The following is a 17,300-nucleotide window of genomic DNA, read 5'->3' on the forward strand; positions in this document are numbered from 1 at the left end:
GCGATCTGAACAATGGACAATCCGTCGGAGCAGGTGCGCGGCCCGGCGCTGTGGCGAAGTCGGGATTTCGTGCTGTTCCGCGAGGCGGATCCCGATCTGGGCCGAGTGCTGCGCCTCGAAACGCTGCAAGACCACCCCGAACCGGTCGTGCTGAGCCGCATGCACCATGCCCTGGGGCTGGCACCGATTCTCGACCCGGCGTGGGCGACGATTCCCCTGGCCTTTCGCGAGGCGGGGGGACGGGCGTCGCTGGTCTTGGCCGATCCCGGCGGAGTCTTGCTCGGCGAGATCCTGGCGCGGCACGGCGAGGACCGGGACGGCACCGATATGGCGGCCCGGCTGCGTCTGGCGATCGCCCTGGCCCAGGCCCTGGCGCGGCTGCATGCGACGGGCCTGATTCACAAGAATGTCAATCCAGGCGTCTTCCTCGTGGCCCCGGACGACGGCCGGGCCTGGCTGACCGGCTTCACCCTGGCCTCGATGGTGTCGCGCGAGCGTCGGGCGGGGGCCAGGACGGCCACCATCGGCAGCCTTCCCCACGCGTCGCCCGAGCAGACCGGGCGCATGAACCGGTCGGTGGACAGTCGCAGCGACCTCTATGCCCTCGGCGTGGTGCTGTTCGAGCTGTTCACGGGCCGGCTGCCGTTCTCGGCGGAGGACTCCCTGGAATGGGTGCACTGCCATGTCGCCCGGCAACCGCTGACCCCGTTGGATGTCGCGCCCGACCTGCCCGCGATCGTCTCGGACATCATCCTCAAGCTTCTGTCGAAAATGGCGGAAGACCGCTATCAGAGTGCCTCGGGGCTGGCCGCCGACCTGACGGCTTGTCTGGAGTCCCTGACCACCTGTGGCTTCATCCCCCGGTTCGCCCTGGGGGAGCGCGACAATCCCGGGCGCCTGATGGTGCCGGAAACCCTGTACGGCCGGGAACGCCCGCTGTCCGTCCTGACGACCACCCTGGACCGCGTCCGGGAGTCCGGGACGGTGGCGCTGATCCTGGTCGCGGGGTCGTCCGGCGTGGGCAAGTCGGCCCTGATCACCCGCTTCCAGGCCATGGCCCTGGACCGGGGGGCCACGTTCGGGGGCGGCAAGTTCGATCAGCACAAGCGCGACATCCCCTATGTGACCTTCGCCCAGGCCTTCGACTCCCTGGTCCGCCAGGTCCTGTCGGAGGATGACGCGCGGGTCGCCGAGGCGCGGCGCGCCATCCAGAAGGCCGTGGGGCAGAACGGGCGCCTGCTGACCGACCTCATTCCCGTTCTGGAAAGCCTCATCGGTCCGCAGCCGCCGGTGCCGGACCTGCCGGTGAGCGAGGCCCGGGTCCGCTTCCAGTCCGTGTTCGGCCGCTTCATCCAGGTGTTCGCGATCGCCGACCATCCGCTGGTCCTGGCGCTGGACGATCTGCAATGGATCGACTCCGCGTCGCTGCGGATGCTGGAGTACCTGTGCGGTCGCCCGGACCTGGGGCGCCTGCTGATCGTCGGCAGCTACCGCAGCAACGAGACACCGCCATCGCATCCGATGATGCTGGCGCTGGAGACCATCCGGAGCACGGGCACGCCGGTGACCACGGTGGCGTTGGAACCGCTTGCCCAGATGGACCTGGCGCGCATGGTGGCCGACTGCCTGCGCGCGCCGCCGGACCAGGTGGCGCCGCTGCTGGCCCTGGTGCGGGAGAAGACCGGCGGCACCCCCTTCTTCGTCATCCAGTTCCTGGAGGCGCTGGTGGACGACGGCTTGCTGTCGGTCGATCCCCGCTCCTGCGAGTGGCTGTGGGACACGGACAAGATCCGGGGCAAGGGGTTCACCGACAACCTCGTCGATCTGATGACCGCCCGCCTCAACCGGCTGCCCGACGCGGTTCAGGACGAACTGCGGCGGATCGCCTGCCTGGGCAACGCGGTGGACCTGTCCACGCTGGCCCTGGTCCAGGACCGGACCGAGGATGCCGTCCTTGTCGGCGTCTCCCAGGCGTTGCGGGCGGAACTCCTGTACCACGACGCCGGACGGCTGGTGTTTCTCCACGACCGGGTGCGCGAGGCGGCCTATCGCTCCATGCCGGAGACCGAGCGGGTCGCGGCGCACCTGCGGATCGGGCGGATCCTGGCGGACACGCTCTCGCCGGAGGTGTTGGAAAGCGAGATCTTCGACGTCATCCACCACTGGAACCAAGCCCGTGACCAGATCACCGATCCCGGCGAGCGGGACCGCCTCTGCGATCTGAACATGACGGCCGGGCGGCGGGCCCGGGCCTCGACCGCGCATGCGTCGGCGCTCGTCTATTTCCGTCTGGCCCGGGACCTGCTGCCCGCGGACTCCTGGTCGGTGGCGCCCGCGCGTACCTTCGACCTGCTCCTGGATCTGGCGGAGAGCGAATCCCTGGCGGGCCATCACGACGAGGCGGACGCCCTGTTCACCCGGCTTCTGGAGCGGGCGCCCTCGTCGGATCAGGCGGTTCGGGTCTGGCGTCTGCGATTCCGCCTGTTCATGGTGGCGGGCAAGGTGGTCGAGGCGCTGACCGTGGCCATCGACGCCCTGGCCCAGTTCGGCCTGACCTGCCCCGAGACGCCGGAGGCGATGGAGGCGGCCCTGGCGCGGGAGCGGGCGGACCTGCGCGCCACCGTGGACCGGATCGGGCTGGAGGCGCTGCGGAATCAGCCCGACTGCGACGATCCCCAGACCCGCAACCTGCTCGGCCTGATCGCCGACGCCATCCCCGTCGTCTTCCACGTCAAGCCGCCGCTGTATCCCTACCTCGGCCTGAAGGGGATCAACCTGTCCCTGCGGCACGGCGCGACCGGGGAATCCTGCGCGGCCTTCAGCGGCTACGGTGTCTGGCTCATGGCCTCGTTCGAGGATATTCCCGCCGCCGTCGCCTTTTCCGAGGCCGCCTTGCGTCTCGCGGAACGGTCCGACGCCGCGCCGTTGCTGGGGGCCACCCAGTTCCGGCACGGCTACTTCGTCGCGCTCTGGCGCCGCCCCCTGGCCGACTGCCTGCGCATCCTGGATGATTCGTTCCGATCTTGCATCGAGACGGGTGACTGGATCTACGCGGCCAGCGCCGCCAGCACATCCGGGTGGTATTGCGTCGAGCAGGGGTTGCCACTGTCCGTTTATGCCGAGCGGCTGGACCGCTTCGCCTCGTTCGTGGACTCGACCCGCATTCCCTGGGCGACCAGCCTGTTGCGCCTGCAAACCCTGATGCTGGCCACCCTGCGCGGGGAGGACGGGGATCCCGGGGGCGAGGGGGGCGGGGACCGGGTCACGACCCTCGAAGCGGACACGCGCGCCACCCTGGAGGCCACGGGCCACACCCACGCCCTGGCGGTCTATCATGCCATGAAGCAAGTCCAGTTGTTCATGCTGGGGCATGTCGACCGGTCGCTGGACCAGGCCGACATCGCGGCCGGCATGAGCGTCAAGCTGGTGTCGTCGCTGGCGCTGTTCACGCATGTCTTCTATGCCGCGATGGCCATGGCCTGCCTGCGTGACGAGGCACCCGCCGAACGCTGGGCGACGCTCGCGCCCCGGTTCGACGGACACCGGCGTCAGCTAAGGCGCTGGGCCGAAAACTGCCCCGAGAGCTTCCGGGCCCACCATCTGCTGGTCGAGGCGGAAGCCGCGCACGTCGAGGCGCGGGACATGGACGCCCTGTCCCTTTACGAGCAGGCCATCGCCGCCGCCCGCGAGACCGGGCGCCTGCCCGTGGAGGGCATCGCCTGCGAACGGGCCGGGCGGCTCGCCCGCGAGATCGGGCTGGGCACCGCCGCAGGGGCTTACATGCGGGATGCCCGCTATGCCTTCGAGCGCTGGGGCGCCGTCGCCAAGGTTCGGCACCTGGACCGGACCCATCCCGGGCTGGCGGACGCGGCCTGGGACGATGGCCGGGCCAGCGATCAGATCGGCGTCGGCGACCTGGACCTCGCGGCGGTCATCAAGGCGCAGCAGGCCGTCTCCGGGCAGATCGTCCTGTCCAAGCTGGTGGAGGCCCTGCTGCGCATCGTCGTCGAGCACGCCGGCGCGGACCGGGGCCTGCTGCTGATGCGGCAGACCGACACCTTCCTGGTGGCCGCCGAGGCCACGGTCGGGGACGGGGGCATCACCGTGGCCTCCGGCTCGCGGCCGGTGGACGACGACGCGCTTGCCATGACGGTGTTTCACTACGTGGCCCGCACCCGGGAACGGGTCCTGGTGGACAACGCCGCCGAGCCGGGCATCGTCGGCACCGAAGGTTACGCGGCGCGGACGGGGGTCCGGTCCATCGTTTGCCTGCCGGTCATGACCCGGGGCGAGATGACGACCATCCTGTATCTGGAGAATCGCCTGGCCGCCAACGCCTTCACGCGAAACCGCGTAGCCGTGCTGGACATGCTGATCTCCCAGGCGTCCATCTCGCTGGAAAACGCCACCCTGTACGCGGACATGGAGGATCGCGTCCGCGCGCGGACGCGGGACCTCGTCCAGTCGCTGGACCTGGTCCGGACCAAGGGCGAGCAGGTGGGCATCCTGCTCGACAACTCCGACCAGGGTTTCCTGTCCTGCGACCGCAGCCTGATCGTGGATGTCGAATACAGCCGGGCGTGCGAGACGATGCTCGACACCATGCCGGCCGGACAGCGGATCGACCAGTTGCTCTGGGCCGACACGCCGGCGAGCGCCGACCTGATCCGCGACGTCATCCCCACGGTGCTGGACGACATCGATCCGCTGCGGGCGGAAATGATGATCGGCCTTCTGCCCTCGGAGATCGTCCGCCGGGACCGGATCCTGGAGGCCCAGTACAAGGTGCTGGAAAACCGGCACATGATGCTGGTGTTGACGGACGTCACGGCGGAGCGCCGGCTGCGCGAGCGGGTCAGCGAGGAACGCCGGCACCTGGAGATGATCGTCGCGGCGGTGACGGAAGGCCACGAGTTCTTCGAGACCGTCGCCTCGGTCCGGGCCTTCGCGCGCGAGGGCCTGGAGGCGCTCCTTGCCTCGGGCGCCGCGCCGGAGACCGTGGTGCGCGACATCTACCGCGAGGTGCATACCCTCAAGGGCATGCTGAACCAGTTCAGCTTCTCGGCCACGCCCCGGGCGCTGCACGCCCTGGAGGACACGCTGACCCTGTTGCGCGACGGCGAGACGCCGCCGGGCCTGGCGGCCGTCGCCGAGGCCGTCCGCGCCGTGCCCTGCGCCGACCTGCTGGACCGGGACCTGGACGTGATCCGCCAGGTGCTGGGCGAGGAGTTCCTGGCGGCCGGCAAGCGGGTGATGCTGACCCAGGATCAGGTGCGGCGCCTGAAGCGGCTGGCCGCCGACCTGCTGGCGGGCCGGGTGGTCAACGTGGCCGCCGGGGAGATCCGGACCCTGCTGCTGGAGGTGGGCGCGCTGGGCAAGGTGTCGGTGAAGCAGGCGCTGGCCGGCTTCGCGCCCCTGGTCCAGCGCCTGGCCGAGCGCGACGACAAGGACGTCGAGCCGCTGGAGGTCCTGGGCGCCGACCTGCTGGTGGAGCCGGACCGCTTCAGTCCGTTCCTGCGCTCGCTGGGGCATGTGGTCCGCAACGCCGTTACCCACGGCATCGAGCCACCCCAGGAACGCCTGCGCAGGGCGAAGGCCGCGGCGGGCCGGGTGACCTGCGTGGTGCTGGACCAGGGGGAGACGATTCGCATCGAGATCGCGGATGACGGCGGCGGCATCGACCCCGAGGCCCTGAGACGGCGGGCCGCCTTCCTGTTCGGCCCCCGGACGGTGCGGGATCTGTCGAGCCAGGGGGTGATGGACCTGCTGTTTCTCGACGGTCTCTCCACACGGGAGGTGGCCAATGACGTCGCCGGCCGGGGCGTGGGCATGGCGGCGGTCCGCCACGCGGTGCGCGGGCTGGGCGGGGACATCCAGGTGGACACCGAACCGGGCCGGGGGACCCGGTTCATTTTCACCGTGCGCAATGCCGGCGGCGAGGGGCCGGAATGATGATGATGGCGCCGGTGATGCCGCTTTCGACCCTCATGTCCTCGATCCTGCGACGGACGCGCCGGATCCTGCTCGCCACGGCGGCGATCAACATCGATGCCGTGGAACGCTTCGACGGTGATGTGTCGGCGCTGGATTTGCACGACATCACGGCGGTCGGCGGGTTCGGCGAGCCGATCGGCGTTCGCGCCGCCTTCAGTTTCGACAATTCCCTGCTGAGGGCTCTGTATGGCCGGTTCACGGCCGACATCCCGGTCCCACGGGGACAGGAGGACCTGTTCTGCCGGGATACCGCGGCCGAGATCGCCAACATGATTCTGGGCACCTCGTCCGGCGATTTTCCCGAGGTGGGGCGGTCCATTGCCATGACCCCCGTCATCGTCCTGACGGAAGACCGGCATATCGATCGCCGCCACCACGCGGTTTTCGGCACCATGCGGGTGCGCGCGCCCAGCGGGCGCCTGGACGTCCACCTGTTGCGTCCCAGGGAGCTTTTCGACAACAGGCTGAATCAACTGGTTGTTTAGCGTCCGCCCGGCCTGTCCGGGGGGCGCCGGGCGGGGCATCCCCGGTCCCGGACCGGGACACGGGCGATGACAGGGAGGGGGAGTGATGTCTCTGGCAGGCAGACGGGCCATGGTCGTGGACGATTCCGTGATCGCCGCGAGCAAGCTGCGCGTGGCCCTGGAATCCCTTGGGCACACGGTGGTGGGCAGCGCGGCAAGCGGCGCGGATGCTCCGGCGCTGTATCGGGATCTGCGTCCGGACTTCGTGACCATGGATATCGTCATGCCCGACATGGACGGTGTTCAGGCAACCCGCGAGATTCTGTCGGAGTTCCCCGATGCCGTGGTCATCATGGTGACATCTCTTGGGCAGGAAAGAATGGTTATGGACGCCCTCAAGGCGGGGGCGTTAGGCTATATCGTCAAGCCGATCAAGGCTGAGGCGATCAGTTCGACGTTGGACAGGCTGACAAGTCGATTCGAAAACAGATGATTTACGTCGACGCGTCCGATTCACTTGACCCGTGGGACTCCTGGATGGCCGCCCAGGACGCCATCCCGTTTCCTGTTTATGTTGTCCACGCGGATACCCTGAAGTTGCTCGCGGTGAACACCGCGATGCGCAAGCGCTCCGGGTCGGTCGTGGGGGGGCTTTGCTACAAGGAGATCTACGGGCAGGATGTCCCGTGCATGCATTGTCCTCTGGTGGAGATGATGGCCAAAAAGGACATGAGCCGGCGCAAGATGGTGTTCGAACTGTTCAATGAGGCCGATGACCGCTGGTACCAGATGGAGGAGACCCTGATACCCTGGCACGACGGGACCGTGGCCAAGTACTCCATCGCCGTCGACGTCACCGCCCTGAAGGAAACCCAGAACGCCCTTGTGGAGGCCCACGCGGAACTGGCCCTGACCAGCCGTCAACTGGAACGCCTCGCCATCACCGACCAACTCACCGGCTTGAGCAACCGCCGTCGCCTGGACGACACCTTGACGTCCGAGGTCCAGCGGGCGGAACGCTACGGGACGACGCTCTCGGCGATCATCTGTGACGTGGACCGGTTCAAGGACATCAATGATCTCCACGGCCATCAGGTGGGAGACGCCGTCCTGACCGAGATGGCCCAGGTGCTGAAGGACAATGTGCGGCACCTGGATACCGTGGGGCGCTGGGGTGGCGAGGAATTCGCCATCATTTGCCCGGAAACCGCCGAGGATGGCGCCCTCACCCTGGCCGAGAAGCTGCGCGGCACCATCGCCGGGCACGACCTTTCGGTCGCGGGGCGCAAGACCATGTCCTTTGGCGTGGCCACCTTCCGGCCCGGGGAAACGGTCACGGACTTGATCCGCCGCGCCGACAAGGCGTTGTATCGCGCCAAGGAGAAGGGGCGGAATCGGGTCGAGACCTGAGTCTCGCGACCGGCCCGTCGTGAATGATCGCGCACCCGCGCCCGCGCTCCGACCCCCGCACGATCGTCGCCCGCCCTTGCCCGCGCGCCCTTGGGCGGGGTACCCATGCGGCCTGGATCCTGAGGCGTCCCCGGGGCGCCCTGTCTGTCTCGCGAGAGGTGCCCCCATGACCACCCTGGTGACCGGTGCCACCGGCTTCGTCGGTGCCGCCGTGACCCGTGCCCTGCTGGCGCGGGGCGAGGCGGTGCGCTGCCTGGCCCGCTCCGGCGGCGACCGGCGCAACCTTGACGGCCTGGACGTGGAGGTCGCCGAGGGCGACCTGACCGATCCGGCCTCGCTGCGCGCCGCCGCCCGGGGCTGCGACGCCCTCTATCACGTGGCCGCCGACTACCGGCTGTGGATCCCGGACCCGCCGGCCATGGACCGGGTCAACGTGGACGGCTCGCGGGCCGTCATCCGCGCGGCCCTGGAGGCCGGGGCACGGCGCGCGGTCTACACCAGTTCGGTGGCCGTGCTGCGCTCCCATGCCGACGGCACGCCCGCCGACGAGGACACCCCGACCACCGAGGCCGACATGATCGGCGCCTACAAGCGCTCCAAATACCGGGCCGAGGCCGCCGTCGCCGCCCTGGTGCGCGACGAGGGCGCGCCGGTGGTGATCGTCAATCCCTCCACCCCCATCGGCCCGCGCGACGTCAAGCCCACGCCCACCGGCCGGGTGATCGTCGAGGCCGCCGCCGGGCGCATGCCGGCCTATGTGGACACCGGCCTGAACGTGGCCCATGTGGACGACGTGGCCGCCGGCCACCTGCTGGCCTTCGACAGGGGGGCCGTGGGCGCGCGCTACATCCTGGGGGGCGAAGACCTGACGCTGGCCCGGATCCTGGCCGAGGTGGCGGCCCTGGTGGGACGCCGCCCGCCCACGGTCCGCCTGCCGCACGACCTGATCCTGCCCTTTGCGCGGGTGGCCGAGGGGATCGCGCGCGTCACCGGCAAGGAACCCTTCGCCACCGTGGACGGCCTGCGCATGGCCAAGAAGCGCATGTTCTTCTCCAGCGCCAAGGCCGCGCGGGACCTAGGCTACGCCTGGCGCCCCGCGCGCGCGGCCCTGGCCGACGCCGTGGCCTGGTTCCAAGACAACGGATATGTCCGATGACCGTCGCCGGCCTGATCGCGGCCTGGGTCGAGGGGGTGCGCCGCCGCCCGTGGCTGGTGGTGTCCGTGGCCCTGGTGCTGACCGCGGTGTCGCTGTGGCTCGCCGTCACGCGGATCGGTGTGTCCACCGATACCTCGGCGATGCTCGACCCGGACCTGCCGTTCCAGCGGCAGGACCGGGCGCTGAAGGCCGCGTTCCCGCAGTTGGGCGGCGAACTGGCGGTGGTGATCGATGCCCGCACCGGCGCCCAGGCCGAGGCGGCGGCGGCCGATCTGGCGACCGCCCTGGCCCCGCGCGCCGACCTGTTCGCGGCGGTGGAGGACCTGGCCGGCGATCCCTTCTTCCGGCGCAATGGCCTGCTGTTCCTGGACCTGGACACCCTGTACGACCTGTCCGATACCCTGGCCGAGGCGCAACCCTTCCTGGGCGCCCTGTGGCCCGACCCGTCGCTGCGGGGGCTGGCCGGGCTGATGGATACCGCCGCCGATGCCCTGGCCGGCGGGGACGCGGCGCCGTCCCTGGCGCCGGGTGGCGGGCTGGCCCTGGGACCGGTGCTGGACCGCATGGCCACCGTGGCCGAGGCGCGTTTGGAGGGTGACGCGGCGGCGCGCCTGGACTGGCAGGCGCTGATGCGCGGCCGGGCCACGCCCGACCCCTCGGACGCCCGGCGTATCGTGCTCGCCAAGCCGACCCTGGACCTGGAGGCGCTATCGCCGGCCGGCGCCGCCATGACGGCCGTGCGGGCCACCGCCCAGGATCTGGGCCTGACGCCGGATGCCGGCGTGACGGTGCGCCTGACCGGCGCGGCGGCCATGGAGACCGAGGAACTGAAGAGCGTCCAGACCGGCATGGACGTGGCCGGGGCGATCACCTTCGTCGCCGTGGTCAGCCTGTTGATCATCGGCCTGCGCTCGCCGCGCCTGATCCTGGCCACCGTCGCCACCCTGGTTGTCGGCCTGTGCTGGACCGCCGGCCTGGCCGCCGTCACCGTGGGCACGCTCAACATGATCTCGGTGGCCTTCGCGGTGCTGTTCATCGGCTTGTCGGTGGACTTCGGCATCCATGTCGCGCTGCGCTATCGGGAGGGCCGGGATCGGGGCGCCGACAACGCCGCCGCTCTGGCCGAGGCCGCCCGGGGCGTGGGGCCGGCCCTGGTGCTGTGCGCCGTGGCGGCGGCCATCGCCTTCCTGTCGTTCCTGCCCACCGACTACCGGGGGCTGGCGCAACTGGGGCTGATCTCGGGCATGGGCATGGGTGTGGCCTTCGTCGCCAACCTGACCTTGCCGCCGGCGATCCTGGCGTTGCTGCCGGCCCGCCCCGGCGGCGGCGGGCGCGATGGGGCGGCGCGGGCGCTGGTCGGGCGTATCGAGGCCGGCGCGCGGGCACGGGCGCGGGCGGTGGCCCTGGGGGCGCTGGTCCTGGCCGTGGGGGCCGCCGCGCTGGTCCCGGCGGCGCGCTTCGACTTCGATCCCCTGAACCTGCGCGACCCGGACACGGAGTCCGTGGCCACCGTGCTGGACCTGCTGGACGATCCCCAGGTGACGCCCTACACCCTGGACGTCCTGGCCGCCGACCTGGACGCCGCCGAGGCGCTGGCCGACCGGATGGCCGCCCTGCCGGAGGTGGCCGGCGCCATCACCGCCCGCGACCTGGTGCCGGCGGAGCAGGAGGAGAAGCTGTTCGTCATCGGCGACATGGCGCTGTTCCTGGGGGCATCGCTGGCGCAGGACACGCGGGCACCGCCGGACGTGCCGGCCCTGCGCGCCGCCGCCGTGACCCTGGGCGAGGCGCTGGCGCGTCTGGCCGGGGCGCCGGGCGCCGACTCCGAGACCCGCGCCGCCGCCGACCGCTTCGCCGCCGTGCTGGCGCGCGCCGATCAGGCCGACGCGCTGGCCGGGGTGGACCGGGCGCTGACCGCCGACCTGCCCCCGGTGCTGGACCGGTTGCGGGACTCGCTGACCGCCGGGCCGGTGACCCTGGCGGACCTGCCGGCCTCGCTGCGCGACCGTTACCTGGCGCCGGACGGACGCGCCCGGGTCGAGGCGCGCTCGGCCCTGGACGTACGCGATCCGGACCAACTGGCGCGCTTCGTGGACGCGGTGCGCGCCGAGGTGCCCGAGGCGACCGGCTCCCCCGTGCTGATCCGCGAGTCCGGGCGGACCGTGCTGCGGGCCTTCGCCGAGGCCGCCGCCCTGGCCTTGCTGGGGATCACGGTGCTGTTGGCCGTCACCTTGCGGCGGGTTCGCGACGTGCTGCTGGTGTACGCGCCGCTGACCCTGGCGGCGCTGCTGACCGTGGCCACGGCGGCCGTCCTCGGCCTGCCGTTCAACTTCGCCAACGTGATCGTGCTGCCGCTGCTGTTCGGCCTGGGGGTGGCCAGCGCCATTCACCTGGTGAAACGGGAACGGGACGAGACCACCGTCGCCGACGCCATGGCCAGCAGCACGCCTCGCGCGGTGGTGTTCAGCGCCCTCACCACCATCGGCTCGTTCGGTTCCATCGCCGCGTCCAGCCACCCCGGCACGGCCAGCATGGGGGTGCTGCTGACCATCGCCATCGGCCTGACGCTGGTGTGCACGCTGGGGGTGCTGCCGGCGCTGCTGGCGTTGTGGCCCAGCCGAAAGGGGATTTCGAAAGCCGGTCGATGACCCTATATCGCGGTCTGGTGTCGGGGGTGGGCGAGGGACCGCTTTTCGGGTCTGGCGTCGTGCCACGGCGCGGTCGCCCCGCCCCCGGTCCATATCCGAAGAGACAGGAGTTGTTATGCAGAGCGTACCCTTCGCCAATGGCGATACCATGCCTCAACTCGGCCTGGGGACCTGGAAGGCCGATCCCGGCGTGGTCGGCGCGGCGGTGACCGAGGCGCTGCGCCTGGGTTATCGTCACATCGACTGCGCCCGCATCTACGGCAACGAGGCCGAGGTCGGACGGGCCCTGGCCGACGCGTTTCGAGGCGGCCTCAAGCGCGACGACGTCTGGATCACCTCGAAGCTCTGGAACGACGCGCACGCCCCGGACGATGTCCGGCCGGCGCTGGAGCGCACCCTCGCCGACCTGGGCCTGGACCACCTGGACCTGTACCTGATCCATTGGCCGATCGCCCATAAGCCGGGCGTGACCATGCCCCAGACCGGCGAAGACTATGTCCATCCCGACGACCTGCCGCTGTCCACAACCTGGGCGGCCATGGAGACCCTGGTGGACGCCGGCCTGACCCGTCACATCGGCGTCAGCAATTGCAGCGTGCCGCGCCTGCGGGCGCTCGTGGACGGTGCCCGGCGCGCGCCCGAGGTCAACCAGATCGAACTCCATCCCTACCTCCAGCAGCCGGCCATGATGGCCTACTGTCGCCAGGCGGGGGTGCACCTGACCGCCTACTCGCCGCTGGGATCCAGCGACCGTCCGGCCCACTTGCGGGGCGCGGCGGAACCGGTGCTGCTTCAGGATCCGACCGTCGCCGCCGTCGCCACCCGGCATGGCGCGACACCCGCACAAGTGCTGCTGGCCTGGGCGCTGCGCCGGGGCACCTCGGTGATTCCCAAGTCCGTGAACCCGGCCCGGCTGGCCCAGAACCTGGCGGCGGCCGATCTCGTGCTCGGCGACGAGGACGTCGCGGCCCTGGCCGCGCTGGACCGGCAGTACCGGTACGTTTCCGGATCTTTCTGGGTCCTGCCCGGCGGACCGCATACGCTGGAGACGCTGTGGGGCGACGCGTAGGATCCGTCGCTCCCTCCCGACCTCCCCCTTGTCAGGGGGAGGGCTGGGGCGGGGCGTCGGTTTCCGTGTCCGTGTCGGCGTCGGCGCCGTGCGCGGCCTCCCGCTCCAGCACCGCGACGAAAAAGCCGTCGGTGTCCTGGTCGGCGGGGGACAGGCGGATCGCCGTCGCGCCCTCGGGCATGGGGCAGGGATCGGACAGACCGGCCTCGGCCCAGACCTGGACGGCGGGCACGGGATGGTACGCCCGGCCGGCCTCGGTCTCCAGGAAGGCCGCGATGCGGTCCTCGTTCTCCTCGCGCAGCAGCGAGCAGGTGACATAGACCAGCCGCCCGCCCCCCGGCTTGACCAGTCGGGCGGCGCGGACCAGCAACGCCGACTGTTCCGTGGTCAGCGCCGCGAGGGTGTCCTCGCCCAGCCGCCAGCGGGCATCCGGATTGCGCCGCCAGGTGCCGCTGCCGCCGCAGGGCGCATCGATCAGCACGCGGTCGAAGGTCCGGGACTGGCGTTTCAGCCAGCGGCGCCCGGGCGTGTCGAGGACCCGGACGGTCACGTTCTGGACGCCCGCGCGGCGCATGCGGGTGCGGGCGCGGTCCAGGCGCCCCTGGGAGATATCGCAGGCCACCAGCCGGCCCTGGTTGCCCATGGCGCCGGCCAGCGCCAGGGTCTTGCCGCCGGCCCCGGCGCACAGGTCGCAGACGGCCATGCCGGGGGCGGCGCCCACCAGGGCGGCGGCCAGTTGGGAACCGGCGTCCTGCACCTCCACAAGCCCCTCGCGGAAGGCGCGGGTGGCGGCCAGGTTGACCCGGCCGCCGACGCGCAGCGCCAGGGGGGCCAGGGGGCCGGGCTCGGGCGTGATGCTCTCCTCGGCCAGGGCGGCCAGGGCGGTGTCGTGATCGGCCTTCAGGGCATTGACGCGCAGATCCAGCGGCGCCTCGGTGTTGAGGGCCGTCACCACCCGGCGCCAGTCCTCGCCCAGCGCCGCGCGCAGCCGGGGCAGGATCCAGTCCGGCAGTTCGAGGCGCGCGGCCTCGGGCATCTCCGGCGGCGCCAGGGGCTGGCCCGACAGGCGCCGGGCCAGATCCCGTTCGGTCGGGGTCAAGACATCCGGATCATGGCCGTGGCCGGTGAACAGCGCCTTCAGCGCCGCCGGGTCCAGCCCGTCGGTCAGCATCAGGTCGGCGATCAGCCGCTCGCGCGGCGATCCGTCGCCGGTCCACCAGCCCAGGCGGGCATGGCGGCGCAGCAGGCCATAGACCCGCTCGGTCACCGCCCGCCGGTCGCCCCCCCCCATGTAGCGCCGGGCGCGCATGAATCCTTGTACCACGCCATCGGCGGGGCGCGGGGTGTCGGCGATCTCGGTCAGCAGGTCGATGGCGGCCTGCAGGCGGGCGGCGGGAGTCATGAGAGTGTCCTGAGCAACCTCGAACCAATCCCCGCGCCGGACCCATCGATCGGTCCGGCGCGAGCCGGCGCGACGGCGCCGGCGCCGCGAAGCGGCGGAGCGCCGTCACCCTGACGGGGCGGGGTGACGGCGCGACGAGGACGGTCAGCCTTCTACTCCACGCGGACGTCCACCGCCAGCTTTTCCACGGGGGCCGGATCACCGGTGAGGCCGGCCTTGGCCAGGAAGGCGCCGAAGGTGGCATAGCGCGGCCCGTCCAGTGCCGCCGGGCGCAGGGCGAAGCGGGGCAGGGTGTCGAACCAGGCGCGGCGGTTCAGGTCGTCGTCCAGGTCCGGGTGCGCGGCGACGAACAGGTCCCAGCTTTCCCGGGGGTGGTTGATCAGGTACTGGGTCGCCAGTTCCAGGGCCGCCATGAAGCCGTCGAGGCGCGGGTCGTCCGTCTTGTCGGCGTGGGCGACGATGACCAGTTCGTCATAGGGCGGCACGCCGTGCTCCTCGGGATAGAACGCCCGGCCCGGATGGCCCTCGATCTCCAGCTGGGTGAGTTCGAAGTTGCGATAGCCGCCGACGATGGCGTCCACCTGCCCCGACACCAGCGCCGGGGAGAGGCCGAAGCCCACGTTGATCTGCTCCACGTCATCGAGGCTCAGGCCCACCGTCTCCAGCATGGTCCCCAGCACGCCGTCCTCGAAGCCGCTGACCGAGAAGCCCACGCGCTTGCCCTTCAGGTCCTCCAGCGCGTGGATGTCGCCGTCGGCGCGCACGATCACCGTGTCCAGGGGCGTGGCCACCAGGGTGCACACCCGCAGCAGCGGCAGGCCCTGGTCCACATGCATGTGCAACTGCGGCTGATAGGTGACGGCCAGGTCCACCCGGCCGGCGGCCACCAGCTTGGGCGGATCGCTGGGATCGGCGGGGGCCATCATCTCCACGTCCAGGCCCTGGGCGGCGAAGAAGCCCTTCTCCTGGGCCACGATCAGGGGCGCGTGGTCCGGGTTGACGAACCAGTCCAGCAGCAGGGTGACCCGGTCCGGCGCGGCGGCGGCGGCTTTGGCGGCGGCGACATCGGCGTCGTCGGCGGCCCGGGCCGGCGCGGCAATGACGGCGAGGCCAAGCGCGGTGGCGGCGAGGCGGTGTCCAAGGCGGGTGAGCATGGCGGCGAGTTCCTCCGTGTGGGTGGGGATAGGGCCGGGTCAGGCGTTGCTTTCCGCCTGCCAGGGGACCATGCGGCGGGTCAGGGCGTTGACCAGCGCGTACAGAGCCACCGCGAAGGCGGCCAACAGGAACAGCGCGGCGAAAACCACATCGATCTGCATGCGGGCGTTGGCGTGCAGCATCAGGAAACCGAGCCCGGCGCTGGAGCCCACCCACTCGCCCACCACGGCGCCGATGGGCGCGACGGCGGCGGCCACCCGAAGGCCGCTCGCCAGGGCGGGCAGGGCGGCCGGAAGGCGGATGTGCCAGAGCATGGCCCCTCGGCCGGCGCCCATCACCCGGGCCATGTCCAGCCAGGCGGGGTCGGTGCGGCGCAGGCCGTCCAGGAAGGCGGTGGTGACCGGGAAGTAGATGATGAGCACCGCCATCACGACCTTGGACGACAGCCCGTACCCCAGCCACAGCACCAGCAGCGGGGCCAGCGCGAACACCGGGATCGCCTGGCTGATGACCAGCAGCGGCAGCAGCCAGCGGCGCGCCGGTGCCCACATCACCAGCACCAGCGCGGATAGCATGCCGAGCGCGACCCCGAAACCGAAGCCCAGCAGGATCTCGCCGAAGGTGATCAGGGCGTGATGGGCCAGGCGGTCGGCGCGGTCGATGGCCGTGGTCAGGGTGTCCAGCGGCGCGGGCAGCAGGTAGGCGCGTTCGCCGGCGACGTGGAAGGCGATCTGCCAGAGCGCCAGCAGTCCGGCCAGGGTGATGACGGGGCGGAGGACGCGCATCATGGGGCGCCGCCCCCGGTGTCTCCGACGCCATCCCCCGCGCCATCCCCCGCGCCATCCCCCGCGCCGTGGGCCGCGCCGGTCAGGCGGCGCAGCAGGTCGGCCTGCAAGGCCAGCAGCGCCGGGTCGGCGGGATCGCGCGGCGGCGGGCCGGCGGGCTCCAGGGGGGCGTCCAGGGTGGCCGGGCGGCCATGCAGCACATGCACCCGGTGGCCCAGGCGCAGCGCCTCCAGCGGATCGTGGGTCACCAGCAGCACCGTGCGCCCGGTCAGCAAGTGGGCCGTCAGATCCTGAAGGCGCAGGCGGGTCAGCGCGTCCAGCGCCGAGAACGGCTCGTCCATCAGGATCAGCGGCCGGTCCTCCATCAGCGCCCGCGCCAGGGCGACCCGCTGGCGCATGCCCCCGGACAGGGCCGCTGGGCGGTCCGCCAGACGGTCACCCAGGCCGACGCGCGCCAGCAGGGCGCGGGCGGCGGCGCGGGTTTCCTCGGTCAGGGTGCCGCGCAGGCGGGCGCCCAGGGTGGCGTTGTCGAGCACGCTGGCCCACGGCAGCAGCGAGTCCCGCTGCGCCATGTGGGCGACGCGTCCGGTGAGCGGGCGGCCGTCGTCGGTGGTGATGGTGGCCTGGGCGTGGGCGCCGTCCTCCAGCCCCGCCAGCAGCCGCAGCAGGGTGGACTTGCCGACGCCGCTGGGACCCAGCAGGGCGGTGACCCGGCCGGCCGGCAGGGTCAGCGACAAGCCGTCGAACAGCGGCTGGCCGTCATACGCCAGCCGCGCGCCGGTCATGGTCACGCCGAGACCGGCGGCCGGCGTGGAAAGCGGATCAAGGGGGGAGTCCACGCGGGGTGGACGAGAAAACACGGTCACGACGCCTCACCAATCCCTCCGCCGGTGTGACCCGGATCAGGTTCAAGGGGTCGCTTCCCATCGGGACGGGGCCGCGCGCGGCGGGACCTGTCGGAACCGGAAACCTCTCAGCCGGATCGCCGGCTCCCCCTGGTGTCTCTGGCGTGAGAATGCGGGGGGCGGCGCATCCGGTCAAGGGGCCGCGTGCCCGCTTTGCGGTTGTTTCGGCATCGGGCGTGAACCGACGTTGGATGGCGTGGGCATGGGGCCGGCCGCCATGCGGCGCGCGATGGTCTGCCGGCGGCCCGATGCCGGCTCGACTTTTTTGATACGCTTGGGTCTTTCTGGTATACGACCGTTTCGAGAGGGGCC

General features: G+C 71.4%; 11 protein-coding genes and 1 riboswitch. Of the genes, 7 read left to right on the top strand and 4 right to left on the bottom strand.

The genetic code is table 11. From position 1 onward, the window contains the following. Positions 1–12: 12 nt before the first annotated feature. From GGD89_RS11910 to GGD89_RS11940, 7 genes are all read left to right on the top strand, one after another. Positions 13–5,952, top strand: a complete 5,940-nt coding sequence (locus GGD89_RS11910) for an AAA family ATPase (RefSeq protein WP_184045509.1) — start codon at positions 13–15, stop codon at positions 5,950–5,952. Positions 5,953–5,969: 17 nt separating this feature from the next. Beyond that, positions 5,970–6,479: a chemotaxis protein CheX gene (locus GGD89_RS11915; protein WP_184045511.1), complete on the top strand. Its 510-nt coding sequence runs from the start codon at positions 5,970–5,972 to the stop codon at positions 6,477–6,479. An 85-nt stretch (positions 6,480–6,564) separates the two neighbouring features. Next, a complete protein-coding gene (locus GGD89_RS11920; protein WP_221238440.1) occupies positions 6,565–6,951 on the top strand; it encodes a response regulator in 387 nt (128 codons plus the stop codon). A 44-nt stretch (positions 6,952–6,995) separates the two neighbouring features. Then, positions 6,996–7,868, top strand: a complete 873-nt coding sequence (locus tag GGD89_RS11925; protein WP_246423068.1) for a GGDEF domain-containing protein — start codon at positions 6,996–6,998, stop codon at positions 7,866–7,868. A 166-nt stretch (positions 7,869–8,034) separates the two neighbouring features. After that, entirely contained in the window at positions 8,035–9,024 is a 990-nt protein-coding gene (gene hpnA / locus GGD89_RS11930; RefSeq protein ID WP_184045513.1) for a hopanoid-associated sugar epimerase, read from the top strand. Continuing rightward, a complete protein-coding gene (locus tag GGD89_RS11935) occupies positions 9,021–11,672 on the top strand; it encodes an MMPL family transporter (RefSeq protein ID WP_184045515.1) in 2,652 nt (883 codons plus the stop codon). The genes hpnA and GGD89_RS11935 overlap by 4 nt, the downstream gene beginning before the upstream one ends. A 115-nt stretch (positions 11,673–11,787) precedes the next feature. Next, a complete protein-coding gene (locus GGD89_RS11940; protein WP_184045517.1) occupies positions 11,788–12,741 on the top strand; it encodes an aldo/keto reductase in 954 nt (317 codons plus the stop codon). Between the two features lie 31 nt (positions 12,742–12,772). On the opposite strand, the gene GGD89_RS11945 is transcribed toward GGD89_RS11940, so the two are convergent. From GGD89_RS11945 to GGD89_RS11960, 4 genes are all read right to left on the bottom strand, one after another. Next, positions 12,773–14,143 (bottom strand): RsmB/NOP family class I SAM-dependent RNA methyltransferase, encoded by a 1,371-nt coding sequence (locus GGD89_RS11945; RefSeq protein WP_184045519.1) that lies wholly within the window; start codon positions 14,141–14,143, stop codon positions 12,773–12,775. 152 nt (positions 14,144–14,295) lie between these two features. Next, complete coding sequence (locus tag GGD89_RS11950) at positions 14,296–15,297, bottom strand: ABC transporter substrate-binding protein (RefSeq protein ID WP_184045521.1); 1,002 nt, start codon at positions 15,295–15,297, stop codon at positions 14,296–14,298. Between the two features lie 39 nt (positions 15,298–15,336). Beyond that, positions 15,337–16,086, bottom strand: a complete 750-nt coding sequence (locus GGD89_RS11955) for an ABC transporter permease (RefSeq protein WP_184045523.1) — start codon at positions 16,084–16,086, stop codon at positions 15,337–15,339. Then, the gene (locus GGD89_RS11960; protein WP_425503040.1) at positions 16,083–16,949 is read right to left on the bottom strand and encodes an ABC transporter ATP-binding protein; all 867 of its coding nucleotides are present in this window, start codon (positions 16,947–16,949) and stop codon (positions 16,083–16,085) included. Before GGD89_RS11960 ends, GGD89_RS11955 begins: the two co-directional genes overlap by 4 nt. After that, a riboswitch (TPP riboswitch) is annotated at positions 16,945–17,089 on the bottom strand. Its footprint overlaps the gene before it by 5 nt. Between the last annotated feature and the right edge of the window lie 211 nt (positions 17,090–17,300).

Origin of the sequence: Roseospira visakhapatnamensis (genome assembly GCF_014197915.1) — a bacterium.
GTDB classification, from domain to species: domain Bacteria; phylum Pseudomonadota; class Alphaproteobacteria; order Rhodospirillales; family Rhodospirillaceae; genus Rhodospira; species Rhodospira visakhapatnamensis.

Bases quoted from the DNA above. Each gene is read 5' to 3' on its own strand.
- GGD89_RS11910 (WP_184045509.1), top strand. From the start codon at position 13: ATGGACAATCCGTCGGAGCAGGTGCGCGGCCCGGCGCTGTGGCGAAGT.
- GGD89_RS11920 (WP_221238440.1), top strand. From the start codon at position 6,565: ATGTCTCTGGCAGGCAGACGGGCCATGGTCGTGGACGATTCCGTGATC.
- GGD89_RS11925 (WP_246423068.1), top strand. From the start codon at position 6,996: ATGGCCGCCCAGGACGCCATCCCGTTTCCTGTTTATGTTGTCCACGCG.
- GGD89_RS11915 (WP_184045511.1), top strand. From the start codon at position 5,970: ATGCCGCTTTCGACCCTCATGTCCTCGATCCTGCGACGGACGCGCCGG.
- GGD89_RS11935 (WP_184045515.1), top strand. From the start codon at position 9,021: ATGACCGTCGCCGGCCTGATCGCGGCCTGGGTCGAGGGGGTGCGCCGC.
- GGD89_RS11940 (WP_184045517.1), top strand. From the start codon at position 11,788: ATGCAGAGCGTACCCTTCGCCAATGGCGATACCATGCCTCAACTCGGC.
- hpnA (WP_184045513.1), top strand. From the start codon at position 8,035: ATGACCACCCTGGTGACCGGTGCCACCGGCTTCGTCGGTGCCGCCGTG.
- GGD89_RS11945 (WP_184045519.1), bottom strand. From the start codon at position 14,143: ATGACTCCCGCCGCCCGCCTGCAGGCCGCCATCGACCTGCTGACCGAG.
- GGD89_RS11955 (WP_184045523.1), bottom strand. From the start codon at position 16,086: ATGATGCGCGTCCTCCGCCCCGTCATCACCCTGGCCGGACTGCTGGCG.
- GGD89_RS11950 (WP_184045521.1), bottom strand. From the start codon at position 15,297: ATGCTCACCCGCCTTGGACACCGCCTCGCCGCCACCGCGCTTGGCCTC.